Origin of the sequence: Bacteroides hominis, assembly GCF_033042785.2 — a bacterium.
In the GTDB taxonomy this organism is placed as follows: domain Bacteria; phylum Bacteroidota; class Bacteroidia; order Bacteroidales; family Bacteroidaceae; genus Bacteroides; species Bacteroides hominis.
Window position 1 is genome coordinate 3,101,617 of record NZ_CP178829.1, and the last position, 24,990, is coordinate 3,126,606.

Genomic DNA, 24,990 nt, shown 5'->3' on the forward strand with positions numbered 1-24,990 from the left:
GTTTATGATAACCCATGTTCCTTCTTATACTCTTCCAAGTCTTTTTCAAATTGTGCGAACTCCTTTTCATAGTTGTTGATGCGCGTCTTGTCTATTGTTTGCAGGAAACACTCCGAGCGAACGTTCATCATGTTGTAGTCCACAATAAAATTAATCTGGTGAGTGTCGGTATTATAATAGCCTTTTACACTACTTCCTTTAGCATTGGCCGGAGTGCCGTCTTTTTCTTCCCCCCAAGTAGAGCCGTCCTCACCATAGAATTTGATCCAGCCTGCACCCGGATATTCGTCTTTTTCCCATGTGTTGAGTTGCATGGTTTGTACGTCACATTTGAAGTTGATGATCATTCCCATTTTGCCTACGGTGAAATTAAGAAGAGACACACTGAAAGTATTTGTATCTGTATTACTCCAGTCAAACTTAAATTTGGTGGGGCATCCTTTTTCAAGCAATGTTTTATTGACACCATTCAGGGTGGCATGGGTATTCAATACGATTTCTCCGGTCAGAAAATCTTTTGCTTTCTTTACGAGTTCTTCCGAAGCTCCTCCTTTGGTTATTTCTTCGTCGGATGAACAGGATGCCAAAAATAGACAGATACTGCAAAGAATGATATAGGATAATTTTATTGTTTTCATCTTGAAAAATAGTTTTTTATGGTTTATATAATGAATATTCGGTTATTGTTTTTTTTATATGAATGAAAGGTTGTTTTCTTGTCACAACAACAAGAAAACAACCTATGGTACATTAGTTCATTTTGTGGAGAATATTATAAAAAACTTTATGCTCCACTAAAATTCACTTTGTTCCTTCAAATGTAACAATTGCTTCGAATAGTGAACCTGAATATTGAGTATTTACGGTAACTGTAAACTTCAGGTAGTTTCCGGTAATTTCTCCTTCCACTAAAGCATCATAGGTTAGGGGGAGTATACCGATCTTGAGTTTTACGGCACTTTCACAGGTCTGGCTGAAGTTTCCTCCGGATGCAGGGACAGTGATGTCCATTGCGTCGACCGTAATCGATCCCGGCATCGAACCTATTTTGAATGAATCAATATGAATATTGACTGTTCCGTCTCCATTATCGGTTACATTGGCAACCTTTCCATAAACCGGATTTTTTTCTCCATTCATGTAAACTCGGATCAGGTTACCCTGATAGTTACCTTCCAGACTTTCGGCAACAGTTGCTACTGAATATACGTCACTTGCTGCACTTGCAGAAACATTACTTGAAATAGCTGTCATTCCGAATAAAGCTATTCCCCAGATAAAAACTTTTTTCAACATAAGATTGGTTTTAAAATTAAAATAAAAAATAACACATATATATATGCTTGTTAGCTGTTAAATCTTCTTTGTCCAACGGAAAGCACCATAATCACTGTAGTCTCTGTATCCGGAGTCATTTAGATTTTTTTTGTAAGTACTAAGGAATGTTTTACATGCCTCTTGCTTGAATTCATTTTCTGAAATAAGGATTGTGGCTTTCTGTGCGTCAGCCAGTGGCTTTAGTGTTTCGTACGCTGCACTATAGACATACTGGAAATTGGGATAAGTGATGGTACAATTCTCGAGTTGCAATAATATGACAGCCTGAAAACCGCGGAGAAAGCTTAAATCCATTTTTTTCAATGAAGGCAGGCTGGCCAGTTCTAATTGAGAGACAAGCCCTTTGCTCTGTTCCGGAAATTTGATTTCTTTTAAATTCTCACAATCGAATACATGTAGTACATTAGAGACTGTTTTATCAAAGTCGGTTGCTTCCTGATTGGTGACAAGTGTTTTTGATAGATCCAGTTCTGTCAAATATTTGTTGTTGCTTGAACCGAAACTTGCCAACTTGGCAGATTGTGAAAGATCAATGCCCTCAGGGGTATCTGCATTCAGAATGAAAAGGGCTTTAAGGTTGTCACGAGGCATAAGATAAGCAACCGAACAATGATTCATGCACTCAACTTGCACATAGAATGGTTTGTAGAAAGGATTATTGATAAAATATTCTAATCCTTCAATTGAATGTATATTTTCATTATCCGCATACCAGGCATCTATGTTAATGCCGCTGCCTTGTTCGGTCAGGACCATTGGCTTACTAATGTCAATCTGGTTTCCATCTTTTGTAAACAGGCTTGCAAACTTCGATTTCAGATAAGTGCGGAAGTATTCATCGGGAATGTCACGCAAGGTGGTATAGGCTTGCAGGGTTCCGTTTGCATTTTGCATCTGCATGTCGGTGGCTGCACTGGCGGCATGGAATGGAACCAGATCCTCTATATTGTATTTGGCCGCTTCCGGTAAATAAAATTTGGTGAGTGGATGTAAGACAGTAGTGCTCATTTCATCATTTACCATTTTCACATCTACCAAACCTTTAAAATCATATATTTTATTACCTGATAAATCAATCGCAGTAATGTTTTTGGGCAATGCGGAGAAGTCGAAAACGGGGCCATACTCATTGTTCGATAGATTAATTTCAGCAAGGTTAGGCAATACTTCCAGTCCCGATAGATTAGCAATTTTGGTGCCCGATAGATCAAGCGAAGTTGTACTTTTTACTTTATCATCCTGTACCAGTTTGCCTTCTGCATTAAAGGTATATCCTTTTTGTTGCAAGATAGTTCTTAGTTCAGTATTTGTCACTTCCACTCCATTCCAATCAATGTTGTTATCGTTAGTACATGAAGTGAAACATATACCGGAAACTGCTATAAACGTGCTAATATACGTTTGAATTTTGTTCATTGTTTAATGATGGGTTTTTTGATAATTAATATTTGTTTTAATCCGGTTACAAAGTTATATGCGGTTTAAAATATGTACAATACCCATTTATGGGTATTCTGCTGTTGAAGTTTAATAGTAAACTTTTTAATATAAATATATTTTATTGGTTGTTGTAGTTTGTATTTTATAAGATGACTTTTTATAGAAGATATTTATGTTAAAAAGAATCGTGCTATTACTGCTTGTGTAGAGGACGGTTAAAGCGGTATTTCATCGAGATTATAAAATAACTTCCTATTTGTTGGGTGTGGTGTTCGGAAAAACCACTCGATGTTGTATTTCGGCTGTAGTTTTTCTTTTGATTCAGCATGTCTGCCCAATAGACTGATAATTCGGCCTGCTTTTTTTTCAGGAAGCGCCAGGTGATACCTGTATTCCATACTATCTGGTCGTCTTCTCCCTTCCGGATATTTGTACCATTACGAAAAGTATAGGTCGCGTCGGTTTTTAATTGTATGTTGCCGGGTAAATCGGCATAGGCATTGAATCCCAGAGAATAGTTACGGGTGTACGTATCTGTCTGCCGCAATGAATTGGAAGAGTGTTGAAAGCGCCAGTTCCCATTCAGGTCGATACTTCCCCATTTAGGGAAGTATCCCAGTCGTAAATTTGCGTTCAGTCCGGTGTTATGGGTAGTACTGTGGTCCGGTTGTTCACTTTCCCCTTCATTGATGAGACCGACATTTTGGATAAAAGATCCTCCTCCGACGGCCGAAATATTAAAACTACGGATGCGTTTCTGGTAACGTAGTGTTCCATGGATGTTCCAGTTACCATTTATGTTTACCGGATAACTCTCTCGCCCTCCCGTTTGCCGGTTATAAGTAATGGTACGGGTCTGGCTGTTTACCTCGTTTTGCCAGTTCAATGTAGCGAATATACCTTTTCGGATGTTTTGTGCTTCCAAACGGACAGATTGGTTATATGAGGGCTTCAGGTCAGGATTGCCGCGTGTGATATTTAGCGGGTCGCTATTGTCGGTCAGTGAAAGCAAGTCGGTTAGGGAAGGTTGTCGGGTATCTCCCCGATAGTTCAAGCGTATCAGACTTTTCCCTTTTTTCCACAGAATGGTGAATGTCGGTCGGAATCCGACTGAATACATGGTAGTATCAGCTTGTCTCAGCCCTGTCTTCTGATCCAGACTGCGTTGCTCAGGCTGAATCGATAGTCCGGTAACAATGTTCCATACCCGGGTGGAGTAGTTTATATGGAAAGAGACTTCGTGTCCGAGTGTGTGACTGTGGCTTCGGTTACTAAGGCTGTCGGTATATCCGGTTTCATACTGCGGAGGCAGATAGCCGGGAGGATCTGTTGTTTCATCCGTCAGACCGGATAGGTTATAAGTGTTACGGTCGCTCTGCTGTTTGCTATAGTTCAAATTGTAAGAGAGCTGCATTTGAACTTTTTTTGTAAAAGGGTGAGTGAATATCAGTCCGATATTCTGATTCCGGTTTCCGTTAGGGCTTCGCTGATATTGATTCCGATAGAGAACCGAGTCATTCCCTAAGCTATTTTCCAATCGGTAATAGGTGGTTGACGAAATAGTGAAACTTTCATTTTTACCTTTGCTGTCACTATATTGTGCCATCAGGCTGAGGCTGCTTCCTTTTCGGTTTATTTGGCGCGTGATGTTGGCATTGAAAGTATATTGGAGGCGCTTGTCTGTAGATAATGAATTCATTGTTATATCGTTGAGCCGCATATCATCGGGGATATTACCGATATTGCCGAAAGGGTCTGATGTTTCGAGATTGGGATTCTCGTCGAATGCGGCTTGCCGGTTGTTATTGGTGTTGTTCCCTCTGCCTGAGCTCAGATTGCCGGAGAAGCTCACAAAGGTCTTTTCGTTTATTTGCCAACGCAGGGCAAGCATAGAGTTTATGGTATGGTTTCGGTTTGTACTTTCACCGGCAGAATATTGGTATTTATTTCCCGTACTCAGGTATTGTTCATAGTATCCGGCCGATTTATTACCGTTATTGTTATGATTATAAGTCGTATTACCATTAATGGTCAAATTTTTGCCGAATCTTTTTACAAAGTTAAGTGCTATGTTATCCTGTATATTGTCCTTGTAACTGGTTGTCATGTTACGGTTACCCGAACGGACGATCAGTGAAAGGTTCTCACCGCCTTTTTTAAAGTAGTTACCTAATAATTCAAGGTCTTTCTTATTATAGTTGCCCAGTCCGGCTTTACCCGATGCCAGCAAAGTGCTGTTGAATTCTTTTTTGGTTTGCAGGTCTAAGACATAATTTTCTTTTCCGCTACTGACTCCTGTCGTTTTTTCCAGATCACTTTTTTTATCGTATACCTTTATTTTATTGATCAGTTCTACCGGTAAATTTTCCAATGCCAGACTGTTATTTCCGGAAAAAAAGGCTTCACCGTTAACGTTGATTTCAGTAATGGGCAGACCATTATAGACCAGAGTTTTATCTTTGCTGTTGTATTCCAACCCGGGAATACGTTTTACGAGATCTTCCAGATAACTACCTTCCGGTGTTTTATAAGCAGACGCATTGATTATGGTAGTATCGCCTATCTGCTCTATTTCACGTACTTGTGCGGTAACTGTTACTTCATCCAGTTCGATACCCTCTTTCAGTATAATGTTTTCCAGATGAATGTCAGGAACATTTTCTGTTAACTTATGGAATACTGGTTGCATTCCTGTATAAGAAACTTTCAATAAATAGCGTTTATCTTTGTACGCAGGATACCGGAGGCTAAACTTCCCATTTGCGTTGCTTGTCGTGCCTTTAACAAGCGTAGAATCTTTTTCGTTGATGACGAGAACGCTGGCGTAAGGTAAGGACTCTTTTTCTTTTGCGTCTGCTGCCATGCTCCATATTTGTCCGCTGACTCTTTGGGGCTGTTGGGCATATAGCTCAATAGCCATTCCGGAAATTAAAAGCAATAAGATACAGGTTTTACGCACGTCCATTTCGTATGTTTAGTATGAATGGTTGCAAAATTAGCGAGTTTCAGGTTTGCGTTCAATACCTTTTATTAGGTATAATAATCAGATTTATGAGTCATAGTCCTCAATGCATGTAACCGGAATTATATATAAAGGGTGGGAGTGCAGATTATCGGATATAAAAAAAGGCTACTCTCACGAGCAACCAATCTTTGTTAACCTTAAATCTAATACTATGAAAAACACATTGCAAATGTACGGATTTGGATTATATCTGCAAATTATTCGGATATAAATCTCCATCTTGTAACGTTATTTAGCGAATTGTCGTTTTCTGTTAACGTTTGATATGTCCTTTTTAGAGCTTTCGGTCTTCTTACTCCTGTTTCCCTCTTTTAATTAGGCGATTCCCTCCGAAGATGTAGGTTTTTTCTTTTTCCTGAGATCATTTGTTTCCCTACTTTTGTTCACATCAAACTGATATAACTAAAAAACTATACGATATGAAAACTTTAGCTTTCAAATATTTAAAATTGTTTCTGCTGGCAGTGGCAATGGTAAATCTTACTTCATGTGAGATAGAGATAGATGACTTTTATGACGATGATAACATTGGCGGTTCCTATTATAACAAGTCCCTCGATCTGTGCAGTCGTACCTGGGCAGATACGTTTTATGATGCTGACGGAAACTATTGTTATCAGGAGTTGAATTTTTATCTGGACCGTCATGGTGAAGATTATATCCGTGTGGAATATCCCAATGGACGTTATTCCGAATCGGTGTACTCTTTTACCTGGAATTGGGAAGACCGTTCTCAATATTCTCTCCGGATGGTCTATGGTCCCGGTGATGTTTCCTATCTGGATGATGTCTGGATCAGGGGGAATGTACTGAGCGGATACTTGGACGGACATGATAATTATGTTGACTTTACAGGAGTGAGATAACCCGAACCTTTATTGAAATAATTGTAGGCGGATTGATATATTCTTGATATATGTCAATCCGCTTTTTCAGTGTTTTTAAATACCTTTGCAGCCCGAAAAGGATTAAGGTAAAATGACACACAGAATTCAACAGGAGAGCATAAAGAGGCGCTTGGCAAAACTGGCCGCTCCGATTTTTATTGAAACATTACTGATAATGATGCTGGGAGCGGTCGACACCATTATGCTGAGCCGCCATTCTGATAACAGTGTAGCTGCGGTCGGAGTTGTCAATCAGATTATCATGCTGACTTTCCTGGTGTTTGAAGTGATCAATTTGGGTACGTCCGTACTCTGTTCGCAGTATCTTGGTGCGAGGCTCGAAAAGAAAGTGGTACAGGTGGTAGGTGTGTCGTTACTTGTTAATTTATTGGTTGGAGGGATTATCAGTGTGCTTCTGTTTACGATGGCCCGCACCATTCTGCAATGGATGGGGTTGGGACCCGAACTGATGGCTGACGGTATGGATTATATGCGTATCGTGGGTGCTTTCGCCTTTTTTCAGGCCATTTCTCTTACACTTTCAGCTTCTTTACGCAGTGCCAATAAGGCTATATATCCGATGTTGGTAACAGTGGTAATCAATATTCTTAATATCATCGGTAACTATTCGCTGATTTTTGGTAAGTTCGGTTTTCCCGAACTCGGGGTAGAAGGGGCTGCAATCTCTACTGCTTTCAGCAGGGGAGTGTCTATGGTTATTCTGTTTATTATTCTGTTCCGCAAACATATCCATCGTTTCCCTTTGGCTTATTTCCGGCCTTTCCCTTTTGTAGAGCTGAAAAATTTGATGCGGGTTGGTCTGCCCTCTGCAGGTGAGCAACTTTCATACAGTTCATCGCAGGTAGTCATTACTTTTTTCATTAACATGCTTGGAGTTGAAGCGTTGGCTACCCGCACCTATTGTGTCAATATCATTATGTTTGTCTATTTATTCAGTATATCCATGGCACAGGGAGGTGCTATCTGTATCGGACATCTGATAGGGGAGAAGAAACCCCATGCAGCATTTCTGCTTGGGAAATATGTGATGAAGAAGTCGGTAATGATTACTTTGATTCTTTCATGTATTATTGCGGCTTCAGGCCACACTCTATTGAGTTGGCTGACTTCCAATCCCGAAATTATCCGTATGGGAGTGATTGTATTGCTGATTGATGTGGTACTTGAAATAGGCCGTCCCATTAATATTTTTGCGACGAATGCCCTGCGTGCAGCGGGTGATGTGAATTATCCTTTTTATGTCGGGTTGATTGTGATGTGGAGTGTTGCTGTCGGTGTCGGTTATTTATTTGGAATTTACTGGGCCTGGGGCATTTGCGGTATGTGGGTTGCTTTTGCTCTCGACGAGAACATTCGAGGAATTATTTTTGTCCGTCGCTGGTATGGGATGAAGTGGGTGAATAAAAGCTTTGTGAGGTCGTAAATAGTTGCTATCTTTGCGGACGCTAATGTATCCTTATGCGTTTCACGGATACATTAGCTTATGGATACATTGGTAAATTATTCACATGGAGTGGTTATATAGTCTCTTTATCGAACATTCTGCTTTGCAGGCAGTTGTCGTTCTTTCCCTGATTTCCGCCATTGGGCTTGGATTGGGCAAAATTCATGTTTGTGGCATTTCACTTGGCGTTACTTTTGTCTTTTTTGCCGGCATTCTGGCCGGACATTTCGGATTGTCCATAGATCCGCAGATGCTGAACTACGCCGAGAGTTTCGGACTTATTATTTTTGTATATGCCTTGGGGTTACAGGTTGGTCCAGGATTCTTTAGTTCATTCCGTAAGGGAGGAGTTACCCTCAATATGCTTGCTATTGCCGTGGTGATTCTGGGCACTCTTCTTACGGTTGTTTGCAGTTATACCACAGAAGTTTCATTGCCCAACATGGTTGGTATCCTGTGCGGTGCCACGACCAATACCCCGGCTTTGGGTGCAGCCCAGCAGACACTGAAACAGATGGGGCTTGAAAGCAGTACACCTGCTCTGGGATGTGCAGTGGCCTATCCTCTTGGAGTGATCGGAGTCATTCTGGCTGTTCTGTTGATCCGTAAACTGTTAGTGCGTCGTGAAGACCTTGAAGTGAAGGAGAAAGATGATGCCAACAAAACCTATATTGCCGCTTTCCAGGTACACAACCCCGCTATTTTTGATAAAAGTATTAAAGATATCGCTCACATGAGCTATCCCAAATTTGTTATCTCCCGCTTGTGGAGAGACGGCAATGTCAGTATTCCCACATCCGAAAAGATCATAAAAGAGGGTGACCGCCTGTTGGTTGTTACTTCCGAAAAAGATGCGTTAGCGCTTACCGTGTTGTTTGGTGAGCAAGAGAATACGGATTGGAATAAAGAAGATATCGACTGGAATGCTATCGACAGCCAGTTGATTTCACAACGCATTGTCGTTACCCGTCCAGAGTTGAACGGGAAGAAGTTGGGAGCTCTTCGTCTTCGTAATCATTACGGAATCAATATCAGCCGTGTATACCGTTCGGGTGTGCAGTTGTTGGCTACTCCCGAACTGACATTGCAGTTGGGTGACCGCCTGACAGTAGTCGGTGAAGCAGCTGCCATTCAGAATGTGGAAAAGGTACTTGGAAATGCTGTTAAAAGCTTGAAAGAACCCAATCTTGTGGCTGTGTTTGTAGGCATTATCCTGGGATTGGCTCTGGGTGCCGTGCCGTTTTCAATTCCCGGTATCAGTACACCCATTCGCCTCGGATTGGCGGGCGGACCTATCATTGTGGGTATCCTGATCGGAACTTTCGGTCCCCGTTTGCATATGATTACTTATACCACCCGTAGTGCCAATCTGATGCTGCGTGCTTTGGGATTGTCACTTTACCTTGCCTGCCTGGGATTGGATGCAGGTGCCCATTTCTTCGATACGGTTTTTCGTCCCGAAGGTCTTTTGTGGATCGGCCTTGGCTTCGGTCTGACCGTTGTGCCTACTGTGCTTGTGGGTTTCTTTGCTTTTAAGATTATGAAGATCGACTTTGGTAGCGTTTCCGGCATGTTATGTGGCAGTATGGCCAATCCGATGGCGCTGAACTATGCCAATGATACCATTCCCGGGGATAATCCGTCGGTAGCTTATGCTACGGTTTATCCGTTGAGTATGTTCCTCCGCGTCATTATAGCCCAGGTGTTGCTCATGTTTCTTCTGTAATCATTTTAGGGTGAATTTTAAAATTGTAAATCGTTAAATCGTAAATCATATGACTGCTCAAAGTAATATAACCCCCGAAAGTATCGTTGCCGATCTGCGTTATCTGCAACTGCTTTCACGCAGCTTCCCGACCATTGCCGCCGCCAGTACCGAAATTATCAATCTTGAAGCTATTTTGAATCTCCCTAAAGGAACCGAACACTTTCTGACTGATATACATGGCGAATATGAAGCTTTCCAGCATGTGCTGAAGAACGCTTCGGGAGCCGTAAAGCGGAAAGTAAACGAGATCTTCGGCCACACTCTCCGTGAAATTGAGAAGAAAGAGCTTTGTACCCTTATTTATTATCCGGAAGAGAAACTGCAGTTGATAAAAGCTACCGAAACAGATATTGACGATTGGTATCTGATCACGCTCAATCAGCTGGTGAAGGTGTGCCAGAATGTATCTTCCAAATATACCCGTTCGAAGGTTCGCAAATCATTGCCGGCCGAGTTCTCCTATATCATTCAGGAATTACTTCACGAGTCAACTATCGAGCCCAATAAGCATGCTTATATCAATGTGATTATCAGTACTATCATTTCAACCCGTCGTGCCGACGATTTTATCATAGCCATGTGCAATCTGATACAGCGTCTTACGATCGATTCACTCCATATCGTTGGCGATATCTACGACCGTGGTCCGGGTGCCCATATCATTATGGATACTTTGTGCGATTATCACAATTTCGATATCCAATGGGGGAATCACGATATTCTCTGGATGGGAGCGGCATCGGGAAATGAAGCGTGCATGGCCAATGTCATTCGCCTTTCCATGCGATATGGTAATCTCGGGACATTGGAAGACGGTTATGGCATTAATCTTTTGCCGCTTGCTACTTTTGCGATGGATACTTACGCAGATGATCCCTGCACTATTTTTGCGCCTAAGACCAATTTTGCCGATTCTACTTATAATGAAAAGACCTTGAGGTTGATTACCCAGATGCATAAAGCCATCACTATCATTCAGTTTAAGCTGGAGGCAGGCATCATCAATCGTCGTCCGGAGTTTGGTATGGAAGGACGCAAACTACTTGAGAAAATCGATTTTGAACGAGGGGTATTTGTTTATGAGGGCAAAGAATATTCGTTGCGTGACACAAACTTCCCCACGGTCGATCCGGCAGACCCTTATCGCCTGAGTGATGAAGAACAGGAGTTGATCGAAAAGATACACTATTCGTTTATGAATAGTGAGAAGTTGAAGAAGCATATGCGTTGTCTCTTTACCTATGGAGGTATGTACCTGGTGTGCAATTCCAATCTGCTTTATCATGCCTCTGTGCCTCTCAACGAAGATGGAAGTTTCAAACATGTGAATATCTGCGGAAAAGAATACTGGGGAAAGAATTTGCTGGATAAGATCGATCAGCTAATCCGTACGGCTTATTTTGATGAAGATGACGAAGAGGAGAAACGCTTTGCGATGGATTATATCTGGTATCTGTGGTGTGGTCCGGATGCTCCCTCGTTCGATAAAGATAAGATGGCTACTTTTGAACGTTATTTCATTGCGGACAAAAGTTTGCATAAAGAGACGAAAGGATATTATTATGCGTTGCGTAATAAAGAAGAAATCTGTGACCGTATTCTTGAAGAATTCGGAGTGACGGGACAGCATACTCATATTATCAACGGGCATGTGCCGGTAAAAACTATAAAAGGGGAACAACCCATGAAAGCAGGTGGAAAATTATTGGTGATCGATGGCGGCTTTTCAAAAGCCTATCAACCGGAGACCGGTATTGCCGGATATACGCTGGTATATCATTCGCATGGGCTGCAGTTGGTCCAGCATGAACCTTTCCAGTCTACTCAGAAGGCAATAGAGGAGGGGCAGGACATTAAGTCGACTACTTTTGTTATTGAATTCAATTCACAGCGGATGATGGTGAAAGATACCGATAAGGGGAAAGAGCTGGTAACGCAAATTCAAGATTTAAAGAAGTTATTGGTAGCTTATCGGATCGGGTTGATCAAGGAGAAGGTCTGATCAGGTTCACCACAGAGTCCCACAGAGGAATAATTTAAATATAAACTCTGTGAGACTCTGTGGTAAATCAATTAGAACAGAACCACTCCCGCTTCAGCGATCAGTCCCTTGTCATAAGTCTTGGCTTTATTATAGTAACGGCTGCCACCATAACCGCCGGTTACGAATAAACCGAATTTATCCGTAAACCGATATTCCAGATTGAGGCGTGCCTGTAAGGCATAGAGACGCGCCGGAATACCTTCTACTTTTTTATTCCGGAAAGTTTCGATGTGCTGAAAGCCTAAATCGCCACTTACAAACAGATTTTTGTAGAGAGGAAGTTCGAGACCTGCCCGGTAGAATAAAGCTGCAGAAAATTTGTCATTGAAGTCGAGATAATGTGTACCTCCACCGAGTATAGTGTAGAAGAGTTTGTTCTTAAAGCGGGCACCTACATTGATTTTGGTTCTGTTGCCTCCAAATATCATTAATTGTACTTTGGTTTGCGGATTTGCATTGACCAGTCCCAATTGAAGCCCTTTCATGTCATCTTTATAATAATTGAAAAGTCCGATTTGCAATCCTTTCGCTTTCGACGCAAAATTGAACAACCCCAATTGTGCTCCGTTCATTTGGCCGCCGGTCACGTTGGCGAGTGCGGAGAGCTGCAATCCATTCATTTTTTCTCCCACTACATTCAGCAGTCCCGACATCATAAGTCCGTCATATTCCTCACCGGTTACGTTGGCAAGGCCTGCCAGTTGTACACCTGCGGCTTTATCACCTGTGATGTTCATGATACCACTGATCATCAATCCGCGTGTATTGTCTCCGGCGATATTGCTTAAGCCGGTAATCAATACGCCTTTCGCTTTATTTCCCGTAATATTTACGAGTCCCGAGACGGACAATCCTGCCAGGTCGTTACCGTTTACGTTACTGATACCTCCAATTTGTACGCCACGCATACTTCCTCCGGCAAGATTGGCGAGCCCGGAGATTTGAACACCGTTCATATCGTTTTGCACCATACTGCCGAAAGCATTGATACCTACACCATGTAACTTATGCATAGCCGAGAAAAGTCCCAGGTTGACATAAGTAGTCTGTGTACTGTCAAGTGGTTGCGTACATGCTTTTTTCCATAAAGAAAGATTAATTCCACCACTTTTATTTCCGCCTTTATTCTGTGCAGGCAGACAGACTGCAGCCGAAAGAAGAGCTGCGACAAGAATGATTTTCTTCATAAGCTAAGTTTTTAAAACGCAAATTACGCAGATTTGCACGGATTATCCTATTAAAATCTATGCAAATCTGCGTAATCGATGTCTTTTTAATGAAAATAGAAATTATTTTTAACCTTTGGCTTCCTGATACAAGAAGCGTTTGATACTCTTTTTCGGAGTTTTTTCAAACTCTTCCGGATAGATTTTCATTTTCGAAATCTGGCTATAAGCCGGGAGCATTTCATTCAGGGTAATCCGGTTTTCCTCCATTACCCGTTCCATATCTTCATTCTTCAAGCCATGCGCGAAGGCTTCGTCAAAATCCGGATAAACCAATCCTACCAATTTGTCGTTTTGTTGTACGATAATACTTTCGGCCACGTATGGCAGGTTGTTCAGTTTATCTTCTATTTCCTCCGGATAGATATTTTGTCCGCTGGCACTGAGCAACATGTTTTTGCTACGTCCCTTGATTGTGATGTTTCCTTCGGCATCTTCCAAAGCGAGGTCACCGGTATGCAGCCAGCCGTCTTTGTCGATCACTTGGGCGGTAGCCTCTTCATTTTTGTAGTAACCCAACATTACGTTCGGACCTTTGCAAACAATTTCGCCTACCACATTCTCCGGGTCGGGCGAAAGGACTTTCACTTCCATGTTGAGTGCAGCTTTTCCACATGAACCCGGTTTGAAGCGTTTCCAGTCTTCGTAACAAATAATAGGACCACACTCGGTCATACCATAGCCCACTGTATAAGGGAAGTCGATCATTCTCAGGAATTGTTCCACCTCCTGGTTGAAGGCGGCTCCACCTACAATGACAGCTTCAAAGTTGCCGCCAAAGCCTTTTATCATCTCTTCGCGTACCGTTGCTTTAATCTTATCATTGATAATCGGCACTTTAAGCAGCAGCTTCATGGTAGGAGTCTCCAACTTCGGAAGTACGCTCTTCTTAATGATCTTTTCAATAATCAGCGGAACAGCCACGATCAGATTGGGTTTTACCTCGGCAAACGCCTGGAAGATAATCTTTGGGCTTGGCATACGGGTGAGGAAATAGATCTGACACCCTACCGCAAATTCATACAGGAACTCAAAGGCCAGTCCGTACATGTGTGCCATCGGCAGCATGGATACGATCTTATCACCTGCTTTCAGTGGAAGTACCTCGAAAGCGAAAGTCGTATTCGACCATAAGCTGCGATAGGGGAGCATTACACCTTTTGAATAGCTGGTGGTTCCCGAGGTATAGTTGATAACAGCCAGTTCTTCAGGCTGATCCTTATGATATTCGATATGTTCCTTACGGAAATTTTTTGGGAATTTCTTCCCGAACATTTCGTTGAGGTGTTCACGTGCGTGAGTCAGTCGTTCGCTACGTGATACCAGTAACGTAAAATCGTTCATCATCAGGATACCTTCGAGCAACGGCATGGCAGACTCATTGAGGTTTTCCCAGACCACGTCTCCTACAAACAGGAGTTTGGCTTCCGAGTGATTGACGATGTTGTGTACGTTATCTGCTTTGAATTCATGTAAGATGGGGACGATAACCGCTCCATAAGTGAGAGTCGCGAGGAAAGTAACTCCCCAATGGGAACTATTTCTTCCGCAAACGGCTATTTTGTCTCCTTTACGGATTCCGCTTTCTTCAAAGATGATGTGGAGCTTTTCTATTTTGCGGGCTACGTCTTTATACTGTAGGGTGGCACCCTTATAATCTGTCAGGGCATCCAGATCCCAATTGTTTTTGATACTGTTTTCAATGTAAGCTATAAAACTTTGTTCCATTGTTTTTTGCACATTTGATGATAAATTGTGCAAATATAGCCATTTAATTGAGATTTGAAAACTTAGAAGCTATTTAAATTTTTCTTTTGCAGCTTTCATTGTATTCATCACGGGATAACACGAAGGACATAGAGTTTTATTTTTTTCTATTTTAAAACTCTGTGTCCTCTGTGCCCTCTGTGGTGAATAATTATCCCAGATACCACTCGTACATTCTTTGTACCCCCTCTTCAATATCGATCTTATGATGCCATCCGAGGTTGTGCAATTTCGACGGGTCGGTAAGTTTTCGCATGGTTCCGTCCGGCTTACTGCTGTCGAAAGTCAGCTTTCCCTGATAGCCGACTGTGCTTACAATCAGTTCTGCCAGTTCGCGGATCGTTATTTCTTTTCCGGTACCTATGTTGATGTGGCAGTTGCGGATATCTTTTGTTCCGGCTTTGTAGGTATCCTTGAAGTCCACATGTTCCATTACGAATACGCTGGCATCGGCCATTTCTTCACTCCAAAGGAACTCGCGTAGCGGTGTCCCGGTTCCCCAGAGTGTCACTTCTTTTTCAGTAATACCATATTTCCGGAGGATTTGCAGGATCTCTTCGTTAGAGTTGGCACCACTGATGCCTTCCACCGGACGCAGGTTCATGTCTTTACGCACAGCTTCCCAATCTCCTTTTTTCAGGCAATGTGCCAAGTGAATTTTACGGATCATGGCAGGCAGCACATGACTGCGTTCCAAGTCAAAGTTATCGTTCGGGCCATACAGGTTAGTCGGCATCACGGCGATGTAATTCGTTCCATATTGCAGGTTTAAGCTTTCGCACATTTTCAGTCCGGCTATTTTGGCTATGGCATAAGGTTCGTTGGTATATTCCAGCGGAGAAGTGAGCAACACGTCCTCTTTCATCGGCTGTTCGGCATCTCGTGGATAGATGCAGGTACTTCCCAGAAAAAGCAGCTTTTTCACTTGATGGCGGAAACTTTCTCCGATCACGTTCTGCTGTATCTGTAAGTTCTTGTAGATAAAGTCCGCACGGTAGATACTATTGGCCATGATCCCTCCTACAAAGGCGGCAGCCAGAAATACGTACTCCGGCATTTCCTCATCAAAAAACTGCTTTACGGCCGCACCGTCCAATAAGTCCAGTTCCTTATGTGTGCGTCCCACCAGATTCGTATATCCCTTTTCCTGCAGGTTTTTCCATATAGCCGAACCCACCAGTCCGTGGTGTCCGGCTACATAAATTTTTGCGTTTTTATCCATTCTGTCAATCATGTTTAGTCGCAATCATTCTTTTCACTTTGGCCATATCGTGGCGTACCATGATTTTTACCAGTTCCGGGAATGGCGTTTTGCATGGATTCCATCCCAATACGGTTCTGGCTTTGGTCGGGTTACCGAGCAATTGCTCCACTTCGGCAGGGCGGAAGTATTTCGGGTCGACTTCTACCAGTACTTTACCGGTGGCTGCGTCAATTCCTTTTTCATTTACGCCTTCGCCTTCCCAACGCAGGTTGATGCCTATTTCGGCAAATGCCAGTGTACAGAATTCGCGGACGGTATGCATTTCGCCGGTAGCGATTACGAAATCTTCGGGTACGTCATGTTGCAGGATCAGCCACATACATTCTACGTAATCTTTGGCATAGCCCCAGTCACGCTTGGCATCCAGGTTACCCAAATATAATTTATCCTGTTCGCCTTGTGCGATGCGTGCTGCTGCCAGCGTGATCTTACGGGTTACGAAAGTCTCGCCACGGCGTTCACTCTCGTGATTGAATAAGATACCGTTTACGGCAAACATTCCGTAACTTTCACGATAGTTCTTAGTGATCCAGAAACCGTATTGCTTGGCTACTCCATACGGAGAACGCGGATAGAACGGAGTCGTTTCGCTTTGCGGTACTTCCTGTACTTTTCCGTAGAGTTCGGAAGTGGAAGCCTGGTAGATGCGTGTCTGTTTTTCCAGTCCCAGGATGCGGACAGCTTCAAGCATACGCAATGTACCGAGTGCATCCGCCTCGGCGGTATATTCCGGTACGTCGAACGATACTTTTACGTGGCTTTGTGCCGCCAGGTTGTATATCTCGTCGGGTTGTACTTGCTGGATGATGCGGATCAGTGAACTTGAGTCGGTCATATCTCCGTAGTGCAGGTTGACTGTACGTTTCTGTTTCATATCGCGCACCCATTCATCAAAGTACAAGTGTTCGATCCGGCCTGTATTGAAAGAAGATGAACGGCGTAGGATGCCGTGTACTTCGTAACCTTTCTGAAGAAGAAACTCGGCGAGGAATGAACCATCCTGTCCGGTAATACCTGAAATAAGAGCTTTTTTCATGTCTATTGTTTTGAGTTTATAATCTTTTTGACGATGCAATATTCGGTATTTTCATAAGAACGGGCAATCTATCTGCTGAATTATTTTCTTTTTTCAACGGAAAAAACTTATCTTTGCTGTAATTTATTAAAATAGAAATGAATATTCTACTTTTTAATATTAAAATATCTATTCTATTTTATATAATAGATTTTATTTTAAATAAATTCATATATGAATGATATATTTGATGAATTGGTGTTGTCCAACTACTGGAATGGAAAACTTCCGAAAGTGGAATTTGCCCGTAAAAGTTACACAAACCGTATATTCGGGTATGTAGGTAACCGCCTTGTAAAGGTCCTGACCGGACAGAGAGGGGTAGGTAAAGGATGCCTGTTGCGGCAGATCATCTATCAGTTGATTGCCGATGGTGTTTCATCACGGAACATTCTATATATAAGTAAGAAGTTCACAGATTCGGGCGTACTTTCCGGCTATCGTGATCTGGACGACTTGCTTTTTATCTATCGTGAGAAAATCCATCCGGTAGGTAAAGTCTATATTTTTATTGAGGAAATACAAAAAGTGGAGGGCTGGGAACATTTTGTCCATTCCCATTCACAGGATTTTGTAGATACTTGCGAGCTGTTTATCAGTGGTTCCAACCAGGATATGCTTTCGGGTGAAGCCGAGAAGCTTTTGGCCAGACATTACGTCAGTTTTGAGATATTTCCCTTCAGTTTTTCCGAGCACAGGATATTGGAGAGGGTAGAGGCTACCGGCAAAAATTACGCGGACTATATGGGTAAGGGGGCACTACCCATTCTTTTCAATCTTCTGGATGCGGAGGCCGGGTGGAAAGCCATTTCCGCTCTCCGCGATACGATTCTGTTTCGTGATATCATCCGTCGATATCGGATTAAGGATGCCCGCCTGCTCGAAGATGTGTTCGTCTATTTGTGCACCCATCTCGCTGAGTTGATTACCATCGGTCAGCTGGTCAGTCACTTTGCTGCCCAGAACCGGAAGACGAGTTATGATACGGTTGCCAATTATATCTGCTATCTGGAAGACACCTCTCTGATTCATCGCGTGGAACGTTATCAGATCCGCAGTAAAGAGATTCTTCTGGGTAGCTGCAAATACTATATTAACGATTGGGCATTCATGCGCCATCTGTATCCTTTTTTTGCCGGTTCCCGAAAATCCTGCTTTGAGAACCAGGTTTATCTGGAACTGCGGCGTGCCGGATATACCGTTTTTGTAGGTGTGCTTCGAGGAGGCAAACTGGTCGATTTTGTTGGCAGGAAGAAAGACCGCATTGTGTATTTGCAATGTGCACCTCTGCTCAATGATGATTTTCAAGTGGAGCAAATGTACAACACGCTGGAGATGATACAAGACAATTATGAAAAGTGGATCGTTTCTATGGACGATACCACATTGCCCTCCAAAGAAGGGATTCGTCACATACAAGTCTGGCAACTGCCTGAAATACTATAGTCTGACAATCTTTTTTGATTGCTTTGATGTCCGGATGATGCCGTTTACGAAGTTAACATCTTGTCGTTTACGAAGTTAATATCATAACATTATGAAGTTAAAATCGTATCTTCGGGAAGTTAACTTCCTGAAGTCACGATTTTAACTTCGTATTAGTGCTTTTTGAATCGCTTTTCAACCCCTTGAGAATCAGTGCTCGTTTCCGGAGGAAAACAGCTGCATTCTTTAATTGATTGCAAGCAAACAGCATTTTCCAGAATATAAAAACGTACTGTTTGTCAGAAAAGTTCTTTTTTAGGTTCCGCTTCTTTTCTTTGCCCGGTTCAATGCTGCGATCATGTATTTTCCTTTTGCTCCGATGTTACTCCAGTTCGTGCTGCAAATCAGTTTCCATACAGGGGTTCCTTTTCTCCCGTAATCCGACAGTCTCAGGATTGCTTCGATCTCTTTTTCGTCTGTTATTCCGAATCGTTCCAGGTTTCCCATTAATCCCACGTAGTTGTGTGTCATCGTATTAAATGCGTATCCGGGCATACTGACCGGCGTAGCATTGACTTCCTCTTCCTTCCCCCTTGGGGGAGCTGAGGGGGGAAATTCTTTACTTTGCTTTACTTTACTTTGTTCGGTATTGCATGCATTTTTTGCATCAGAGCCTGCATCCTGCTCTACATTTTGCGGGCAGACGGTCTTTTCTTCATTGCATGTCTCTTTCGGTTTTATCAGTAGATAAGGCATGGCTGTCCAGTTCCTCTTTCTTCGCTTGGTTGCCTCTATCCATACTTTTTGTATTGCTTCAGAGGTCAGTACTTTATGTTCCGCATAGCTTCCCCTGTCTATCATTCCTTTCTCGATCATTATCTCGATAATTCCCTGCACCTCTTCTGCGTCTGCCTCTTTTCCCGTCTTGTTGGCGAAAATAAGGCATTGTTCCTCACCCCACGGAATATAATATCCTTCTTTATATATCTTGCATAGGAGTTTCAGTACAATCGCGAGTCCTTTCATGCCATATTTTGCTTCTATTACCTCCATTGCGTTCTCTTCCATAAAATTCACAGCTATCGGAAAGTAATTTATTCCATCGTATGTTGTTGCCATAATTATTAAGTTGTTATGTTGCTGATTAATTGGTTACTGAAAGATTCTCCTATACGATCGCTCTCCATTCCATGAAATTCTCTATTTTGAAGGTCATCCACCTTTGTTGCTCCACATCCCGGTAGACTACTGTGTTTTTTATTTCCATCGGGTCATACTGCTTTCCGAAATCTTTTTCGTATCCCACCAATGTTCCTTTCACCAGTTTGAATGTTCCGTCCTGTTTCATATAAGCTATGGCTGCATGTCCATATTGCATATATTCTATAAGGGCTTCCAGTCGTTCTGCCATCCATTCGGAGCACTGTTCTGTGTAGTCCTTTTCGAGCATGATTTGTTTTTTCCATTTTCCTTTCATCATTTCGTTTTTCGATACTGCTTTCCTGTTCTTTTTCATAATTGATTTTTTTTAAGTTTATTAATGAGTTATTGTCGGGCTTTTATTTTTACCCGTGGCAAAGTACGGTAATAAGTTTTGAATAGACTAATCCTGTAAAAGTACTTTAGAAAGGGACTTTTACAGGATTTTAACAATCGGTTATTCGCTTTCATTTCGCTTTTTCCGGAATGCTCTGGCATATTTTTTCAGCTCTGATAGAAAAGAACGTTTATTAGGCTCTGTAGCAATGCCTTTGCGCTGATATTCAAAGGTGAGATATTCTTTTATTGTTTCCTGTAGTTCTTCAATGGGTCTGTTTTCCATGTCGTTGATTCCGCCTTTGATAAAGCTTTCGGTAAGTGCCTCCATTAGCTTTCCTTTGCCTTTTGTGATACGTAGTGGTTCTCTAACCTTTTGATTGAGGCTGAATTGCAAGTCGGCTTTACCCGCAAAGATTACTTTTCCATTTACTTCGATGGTTACTAAGTTATCATTCAATGAGATAACTACTTTTTTTCTTCCATAATGTTAGTTATTAAATGAATTTATGAAAGGACAAAGTTTGTATAAAAAAATATAAATATAAAAGAATACCGGAGTTTTTTTAGTTTAAAGGGAGAATCTTGAAGTGTAATGATCTTGTTATTAGTTATTTATCTTAAGATATAGGTGTTGTTTCAAAAAACGTTCGTTTGATTGAACAAAGGTAAGGAGTCTGTTTTAATGTACAAAATATTTAGTGGATAAAATTTTATCAAAGATTTTATGTTATTGATTTTCAAATACATATAGAGCAGAAAAAGTTTTCTGCTCAGCTACTTTACAATATTCATTTGTTCATCGAAAAAAAATTCAAAAATGCCGTTTCAAAAGACGAACGTTTTTTGAAACACATTCGTTCGTTCTCAACTTCTAAAAATGTTTCGTAAAATTTGACGGTTTGAAAGAGAAAAGATGTCTCGTTCAAACCGCGAAGCGCACCCGAAACAAAGGAAATTTTCCCTAAGTATAAATTGTAAATGTCTGAACAACAGAAGTATTGGTTTGCCGCCCGTACCCGAGATAAGCAAGAGTTTGCTATTCGTGACTCTCTTGAAAAATTGAAGACTGAACTTGATCTCAATTACTATCTTCCCACTCAATTTGTCATTCGGCAGTTGAAATATCGTCGAAAACGGGTGGAAGTCCCTGTTATTAAGAATCTTATCTTCATCCAAGCTACCAAGCAAGATGCTTGTGATATTTCTAATAAATACAATATCCAGCTTTTTTATATGAAAGACCTGCTTACCAGGGCTATGCTGATAGTTCCTGATAAACAGATGCAGGACTTCATATTTGTCATGGATTTAGATCCGAATGGCGTCAGTTTCGATAATGACCATTTATCTGTCGGTAGCAGGGTTCAGGTAGTTAAAGGTGATTTCTGTGGTGTCGAGGGCGAACTTGCCAGCGAGGCCAACAAAACTTATGTTGTTATTCGTATTGCCGGTGTATTGAGCGCCAGTGTCAAAGTTCCTAAAAGTTATTTACGTGTCATTTAAGTTATGAATACACTCACTTCTCAAATTGAACAATTACAGAGTCTCGCGCACGAGTTACTCTATTTAGGTGTGGATGGTGCTCCTATTTATACCGATCATTTCCGTCAGTTGAACAAAGAAGTTTTAGAACAATCCGATGCGTTGTATCCTCAGCGCGGTGCTACTCCCGAAGAGGAGGCAAACATTTGTCTGGCACTATTGATGGGTTACAATGCAACCATCTATAATCAGGGTGACAAGGAGGAGAAAAAGCAAGTTGTTCTCAATCGTTGTTGGGACGTGCTTGACCAACTTCCTGCTACTTTATTGAAATGCCAGTTGTTGACTTATTGTTATGGTGAGGTGTTTGAAGAGGAGTTGGCGAAAGAGGCGCATACTATCATAGAAAGTTGGAAAGATAAAGAACTTTCTGAAGATAAAAAAGAGGCAATCAATAATTTGAGAAATTTGGAAGAGAATCCATATCCTTATAGTGAAATGGAATAGAATAGTTTTACTTTTTTAATTTATTTGATTTATGAAAGGCATTGTTTTAGCTGGGGGATCTGGTACACGTTTATATCCTATTACTAAAGGAATAAGCAAACAACTTCTTCCAATTTTCGATAAACCCATGATTTATTATCCCATCTCCGTACTTATGTTAGCTGGTATACGAGAAATACTAATTATTTCTACTCCTCATGACTTACCGGGTTTTCAACGTTTACTGGGTGATGGTTCTGATTTTGGAGTACATTTTGAGTATGCAGAGCAGCCTTCTCCTGATGGTTTAGCACAAGCATTTATTATTGGAGAGAAGTTTATAGGCAGTGATTCTGTTTGTTTAGTTTTAGGAGATAATATTTTTTATGGGCAAGGTTTTACGTACATGTTGCATGAAGCGGTTCGTACTGCTGAATCAGAAAATAAAGCGACCGTTTTTGGCTATTGGGTAAGTGATCCTGAACGCTATGGCGTTGTAGAGTTTGATCAGGAGGGAAATGTGCTCAGTATTGAAGAAAAGCCTCAAATACCTAAATCACATTATGCTGTTGTAGGACTTTATTTTTATCCGAATAAAGTGGTGGAGATAGCCCAAAATATCAAACCTTCCCCTCGTGGAGAATTAGAAATAACTACTGTTAATCAACAGTTTCTATTAGATAAGAAACTGAAGGTCAAATTATTAGGGCGTGGCTTTGCTTGGTTGGATACAGGTACGCATGACTCTCTGTCTGAAGCGAGCACTTTTATCGAAGTGATAGAAAAACGTCAAGGACTGAAAGTTGCTTGTTTAGAGGGAATTGCTTTTAGGCAAGGTTGGATTTCTTTAGCAAAAATGAAGTCATTGGCGAATTTGATGTTGAGAAATCAATATGGGCAATATTTATTGAAGGTCATTAATGAATTATCTGTAAAATAATTTTTTTTCTTAGATGAATATAATAAAAACAGCAATAGAAGGGCTTGTTATCATTGAACCCAGGCTTTTCCAAGATGATCGTGGCTATTTTTTTGAATCTTTCAATCAAGAAGAGTTTGAAACGAAAGTATGTAAAACTACTTTTATTCAGGATAATGAATCTAAATCAACTTATGGTGTTATTCGTGGTCTTCATTTCCAAAAGCCACCTTTTGCTCAGAGTAAATTAGTAAGGGTAGTTAGAGGATCTGTTCTTGATGTAGCTGTTGATATCCGTAAAGATTCTCCTACATTCGGGAAACATATTTCAGTAGAACTTACTGGAGACAATCATCGTCAGTTCTTTATTCCACGTGGCTTTGCACATGGTTTTTGTGTGTTAAGTGAAGAGGTGGTTTTTCAATATAAGTGCGATAACTTTTATCATCCAGAGTCCGAAGGGACAATTGCTTGGAATGATATAGATTTGAATATATCTTGGAGAATTCCATTGGAAGATGTTGTGTTGAGTAGAAAAGATAAAAATGCTTTACCGTTAAAAGAAATGTATTCTGATGTAAATTATTTTAGATTTTGATATGATATTTATATATTTTGGTATTATCTTATTTATTGTCTTTGGTCAGATACTATTGAAATGGAGACTTTCTATTCTTTATTTTATATTTCTTGACACAGGTAAGCGTCCAAAAATGACATGTTGACCTGTTTTCGATTAGACTTTACCTTTGTTGCACATTTAAAAATAATTTTATGTACAGTAGCAGTGATTTTGAAAAGTATAATTTCTCTACTAGACAGAGAGTGAACCCCAAAGGAATTTCAATTAATTCTTTTTGTCTGATCCAAGGTGTTCTCTATCGTAATTTTAATACTTGGTTTGTGAAGACTCGCAAGAGAATCGTTCCGGTTCAGATTGAAGGTTTCCTTTTTCTGATTTCCTTGTGAAAGGAGCCTCCGTTCCGGCTTGTAGTGATAAGGCTCTGATGCAGAATACTTCTCGAATACCCCGGATAATATTTTGGTCACCATTCAGACCCGTGATAGTCTGAATATCCGTAAAAGTAAATTAGACTACCGTGGTTTAAAAGAATTGGTAGAGAAGTTGGAGGGCTTATGTTGGCGATTTCGAGTTTGAAGGATTTCTGTTATTCTCCCAGTTTTCACGATATGCGCTACAAGGCTCCTCGTGTTTCCGAGATCATCCGTTTCTGTCATCACCGAGATTACCTTTCCGATGATGTTTATATTCCCATGTCGAAAGGCTAAAAGAATATTTAAATTCTTTATCGATAGCCTCACGTTTACTATCTGCATGAGAAGAGTTTTACGAACGGTTACCGTTTTATGCGAATTGAAATGGAAGAAGGCATTACAGTTTATAAGATTGACTGGAAAAGTCTTATATCTGTGCTTGAAAGTCCCGTGATTAGAGCTATACGGCTATAACAATTAAATTTATATTTTATGTTAAACGCCTGTATTCCAATGTGTTGTTGCTTTTACTTGTGCGTCTCTTTGGTTTTCCGTATCTTTATGTCAAATAAAGGCCATGGATCAAGAGGAATTACATACTCAGATATTAATGCGAGATTATCTTGAGCGTCAGGAGTTGAAAGCTTCTGCTATCGCCACCAATCATTGTGTTGATATGGAATCCGATGAACTGAGACGTTATGTATATGCTTCCTTCTGGGGCAGCTGGAAGAGAAACAGGAGCAGATGAACCGTGTATTGGAGAGCTTGTCTGAGTTCAAGTCTGCTTCCAAGGAGCAAGGTAAACTGCTTGAGCGTATTAGTTGTACTGACAGATGAACTT

General features: G+C 41.2%; 21 protein-coding genes. 10 read left to right on the forward strand and 11 right to left on the reverse strand.

The genetic code is table 11. The features are described 5' to 3' along the window. Positions 1–2: 2 nt before the first annotated feature. The 4 genes from R3O62_RS12920 to R3O62_RS12935 form a co-directional block, all read right to left on the reverse strand. Positions 3–638, reverse strand: coding sequence for a DUF4903 domain-containing protein (locus R3O62_RS12920; RefSeq protein ID WP_044299639.1), 636 nt, complete (start codon positions 636–638; stop codon positions 3–5). A 163-nt stretch (positions 639–801) separates the two neighbouring features. Further along, positions 802–1,296: a calycin-like domain-containing protein gene (locus R3O62_RS12925; protein WP_044299640.1), complete on the reverse strand. Its 495-nt coding sequence runs from the start codon at positions 1,294–1,296 to the stop codon at positions 802–804. A 57-nt stretch (positions 1,297–1,353) separates the two neighbouring features. Then, positions 1,354–2,754 carry a hypothetical protein gene (locus R3O62_RS12930; RefSeq protein ID WP_193683699.1) on the reverse strand — a complete coding sequence of 467 codons (1,401 nt, stop codon included), beginning with the start codon at positions 2,752–2,754 and terminating at the stop codon, positions 1,354–1,356. 217 nt (positions 2,755–2,971) lie between these two features. Beyond that, a complete protein-coding gene (locus R3O62_RS12935; protein WP_250709804.1) occupies positions 2,972–5,743 on the reverse strand; it encodes an outer membrane beta-barrel protein in 2,772 nt (923 codons plus the stop codon). Between the two features lie 479 nt (positions 5,744–6,222). On the opposite strand from R3O62_RS12935, the gene R3O62_RS12940 reads away from it, so the two are divergent. The 4 genes from R3O62_RS12940 (at position 6,223) to R3O62_RS12955 (ending at position 11,925) form a co-directional block, all read left to right on the forward strand. Continuing rightward, positions 6,223–6,669 (forward strand): hypothetical protein, encoded by a 447-nt coding sequence (locus tag R3O62_RS12940; RefSeq protein ID WP_005776592.1) that lies wholly within the window; start codon positions 6,223–6,225, stop codon positions 6,667–6,669. Between the two features lie 112 nt (positions 6,670–6,781). Continuing rightward, complete coding sequence (locus R3O62_RS12945) at positions 6,782–8,134, forward strand: MATE family efflux transporter (RefSeq protein WP_005776593.1); 1,353 nt, start codon at positions 6,782–6,784, stop codon at positions 8,132–8,134. Positions 8,135–8,219: 85 nt separating this feature from the next. Continuing rightward, complete coding sequence (locus R3O62_RS12950; RefSeq protein ID WP_005776594.1) at positions 8,220–9,881, forward strand: putative transporter; 1,662 nt, start codon at positions 8,220–8,222, stop codon at positions 9,879–9,881. A gap of 49 nt (positions 9,882–9,930) precedes the next feature. Next, positions 9,931–11,925 carry a fructose-bisphosphatase class III gene (locus R3O62_RS12955; RefSeq protein WP_005776595.1) on the forward strand — a complete coding sequence of 665 codons (1,995 nt, stop codon included), beginning with the start codon at positions 9,931–9,933 and terminating at the stop codon, positions 11,923–11,925. 71 nt (positions 11,926–11,996) lie between these two features. Here R3O62_RS12955 and R3O62_RS12960 read toward each other — a convergent pair whose 3' ends face one another. The 4 genes from R3O62_RS12960 to gmd all read right to left on the reverse strand — a co-directional run bounded on the left by R3O62_RS12960 (position 11,997) and on the right by gmd (position 17,260). Further along, positions 11,997–13,154, reverse strand: a complete 1,158-nt coding sequence (locus R3O62_RS12960; RefSeq protein WP_234078436.1) for an LA_2272 family surface repeat-containing protein — start codon at positions 13,152–13,154, stop codon at positions 11,997–11,999. A gap of 108 nt (positions 13,155–13,262) precedes the next feature. Further along, on the reverse strand, positions 13,263–14,921 hold the full coding sequence (locus R3O62_RS12965) for an AMP-binding protein (RefSeq protein WP_032530426.1): 1,659 nt from the start codon (positions 14,919–14,921) through the stop codon (positions 13,263–13,265). A gap of 190 nt (positions 14,922–15,111) precedes the next feature. Next, a complete protein-coding gene (locus tag R3O62_RS12970) occupies positions 15,112–16,182 on the reverse strand; it encodes a GDP-L-fucose synthase family protein (RefSeq protein ID WP_005808880.1) in 1,071 nt (356 codons plus the stop codon). Between the two features lie 4 nt (positions 16,183–16,186). After that, entirely contained in the window at positions 16,187–17,260 is a 1,074-nt protein-coding gene (gmd, locus tag R3O62_RS12975; RefSeq protein ID WP_234185272.1) for a GDP-mannose 4,6-dehydratase, read from the reverse strand. 213 nt (positions 17,261–17,473) lie between these two features. On the opposite strand from gmd, the gene R3O62_RS12980 reads away from it, so the two are divergent. Further along, positions 17,474–18,745: an ATP-binding protein gene (locus R3O62_RS12980; protein ID WP_317472855.1), complete on the forward strand. Its 1,272-nt coding sequence runs from the start codon at positions 17,474–17,476 to the stop codon at positions 18,743–18,745. 294 nt (positions 18,746–19,039) lie between these two features. Here the strand turns inward: R3O62_RS12980 and R3O62_RS12985 are convergent, their stop codons facing one another. From R3O62_RS12985 to R3O62_RS12995, 3 genes are all read right to left on the reverse strand, one after another. Beyond that, positions 19,040–19,843, reverse strand: coding sequence for a DUF4373 domain-containing protein (locus R3O62_RS12985; RefSeq protein WP_250702612.1), 804 nt, complete (start codon positions 19,841–19,843; stop codon positions 19,040–19,042). Between the two features lie 49 nt (positions 19,844–19,892). Then, a complete protein-coding gene (locus R3O62_RS12990) occupies positions 19,893–20,240 on the reverse strand; it encodes an SH3 beta-barrel fold-containing protein (RefSeq protein ID WP_005776603.1) in 348 nt (115 codons plus the stop codon). A gap of 141 nt (positions 20,241–20,381) precedes the next feature. After that, positions 20,382–20,720 (reverse strand): hypothetical protein, encoded by a 339-nt coding sequence (locus R3O62_RS12995; RefSeq protein ID WP_005776605.1) that lies wholly within the window; start codon positions 20,718–20,720, stop codon positions 20,382–20,384. 521 nt (positions 20,721–21,241) lie between these two features. Between R3O62_RS12995 and upbY the strand changes: the two genes are divergently transcribed. The 5 genes from upbY to R3O62_RS13020 all read left to right on the forward strand — a co-directional run bounded on the left by upbY (position 21,242) and on the right by R3O62_RS13020 (position 24,897). Further along, positions 21,242–21,766, forward strand: coding sequence for a capsular polysaccharide transcription antiterminator UpbY (upbY, locus tag R3O62_RS13000; RefSeq protein ID WP_005786813.1), 525 nt, complete (start codon positions 21,242–21,244; stop codon positions 21,764–21,766). A 3-nt stretch (positions 21,767–21,769) separates the two neighbouring features. Beyond that, complete coding sequence (locus R3O62_RS13005; protein WP_005786815.1) at positions 21,770–22,252, forward strand: UpxZ family transcription anti-terminator antagonist; 483 nt, start codon at positions 21,770–21,772, stop codon at positions 22,250–22,252. A gap of 31 nt (positions 22,253–22,283) precedes the next feature. Next, the gene (rfbA, locus tag R3O62_RS13010; protein WP_317472856.1) at positions 22,284–23,171 is read left to right on the forward strand and encodes a glucose-1-phosphate thymidylyltransferase RfbA; all 888 of its coding nucleotides are present in this window, start codon (positions 22,284–22,286) and stop codon (positions 23,169–23,171) included. A gap of 13 nt (positions 23,172–23,184) precedes the next feature. After that, positions 23,185–23,748 (forward strand): dTDP-4-dehydrorhamnose 3,5-epimerase, encoded by a 564-nt coding sequence (gene rfbC / locus R3O62_RS13015; RefSeq protein ID WP_175636637.1) that lies wholly within the window; start codon positions 23,185–23,187, stop codon positions 23,746–23,748. Positions 23,749–24,723: 975 nt separating this feature from the next. Further along, complete coding sequence (locus R3O62_RS13020) at positions 24,724–24,897, forward strand: hypothetical protein (protein WP_155268051.1); 174 nt, start codon at positions 24,724–24,726, stop codon at positions 24,895–24,897. Positions 24,898–24,990: the final 93 nt, after the last annotated feature.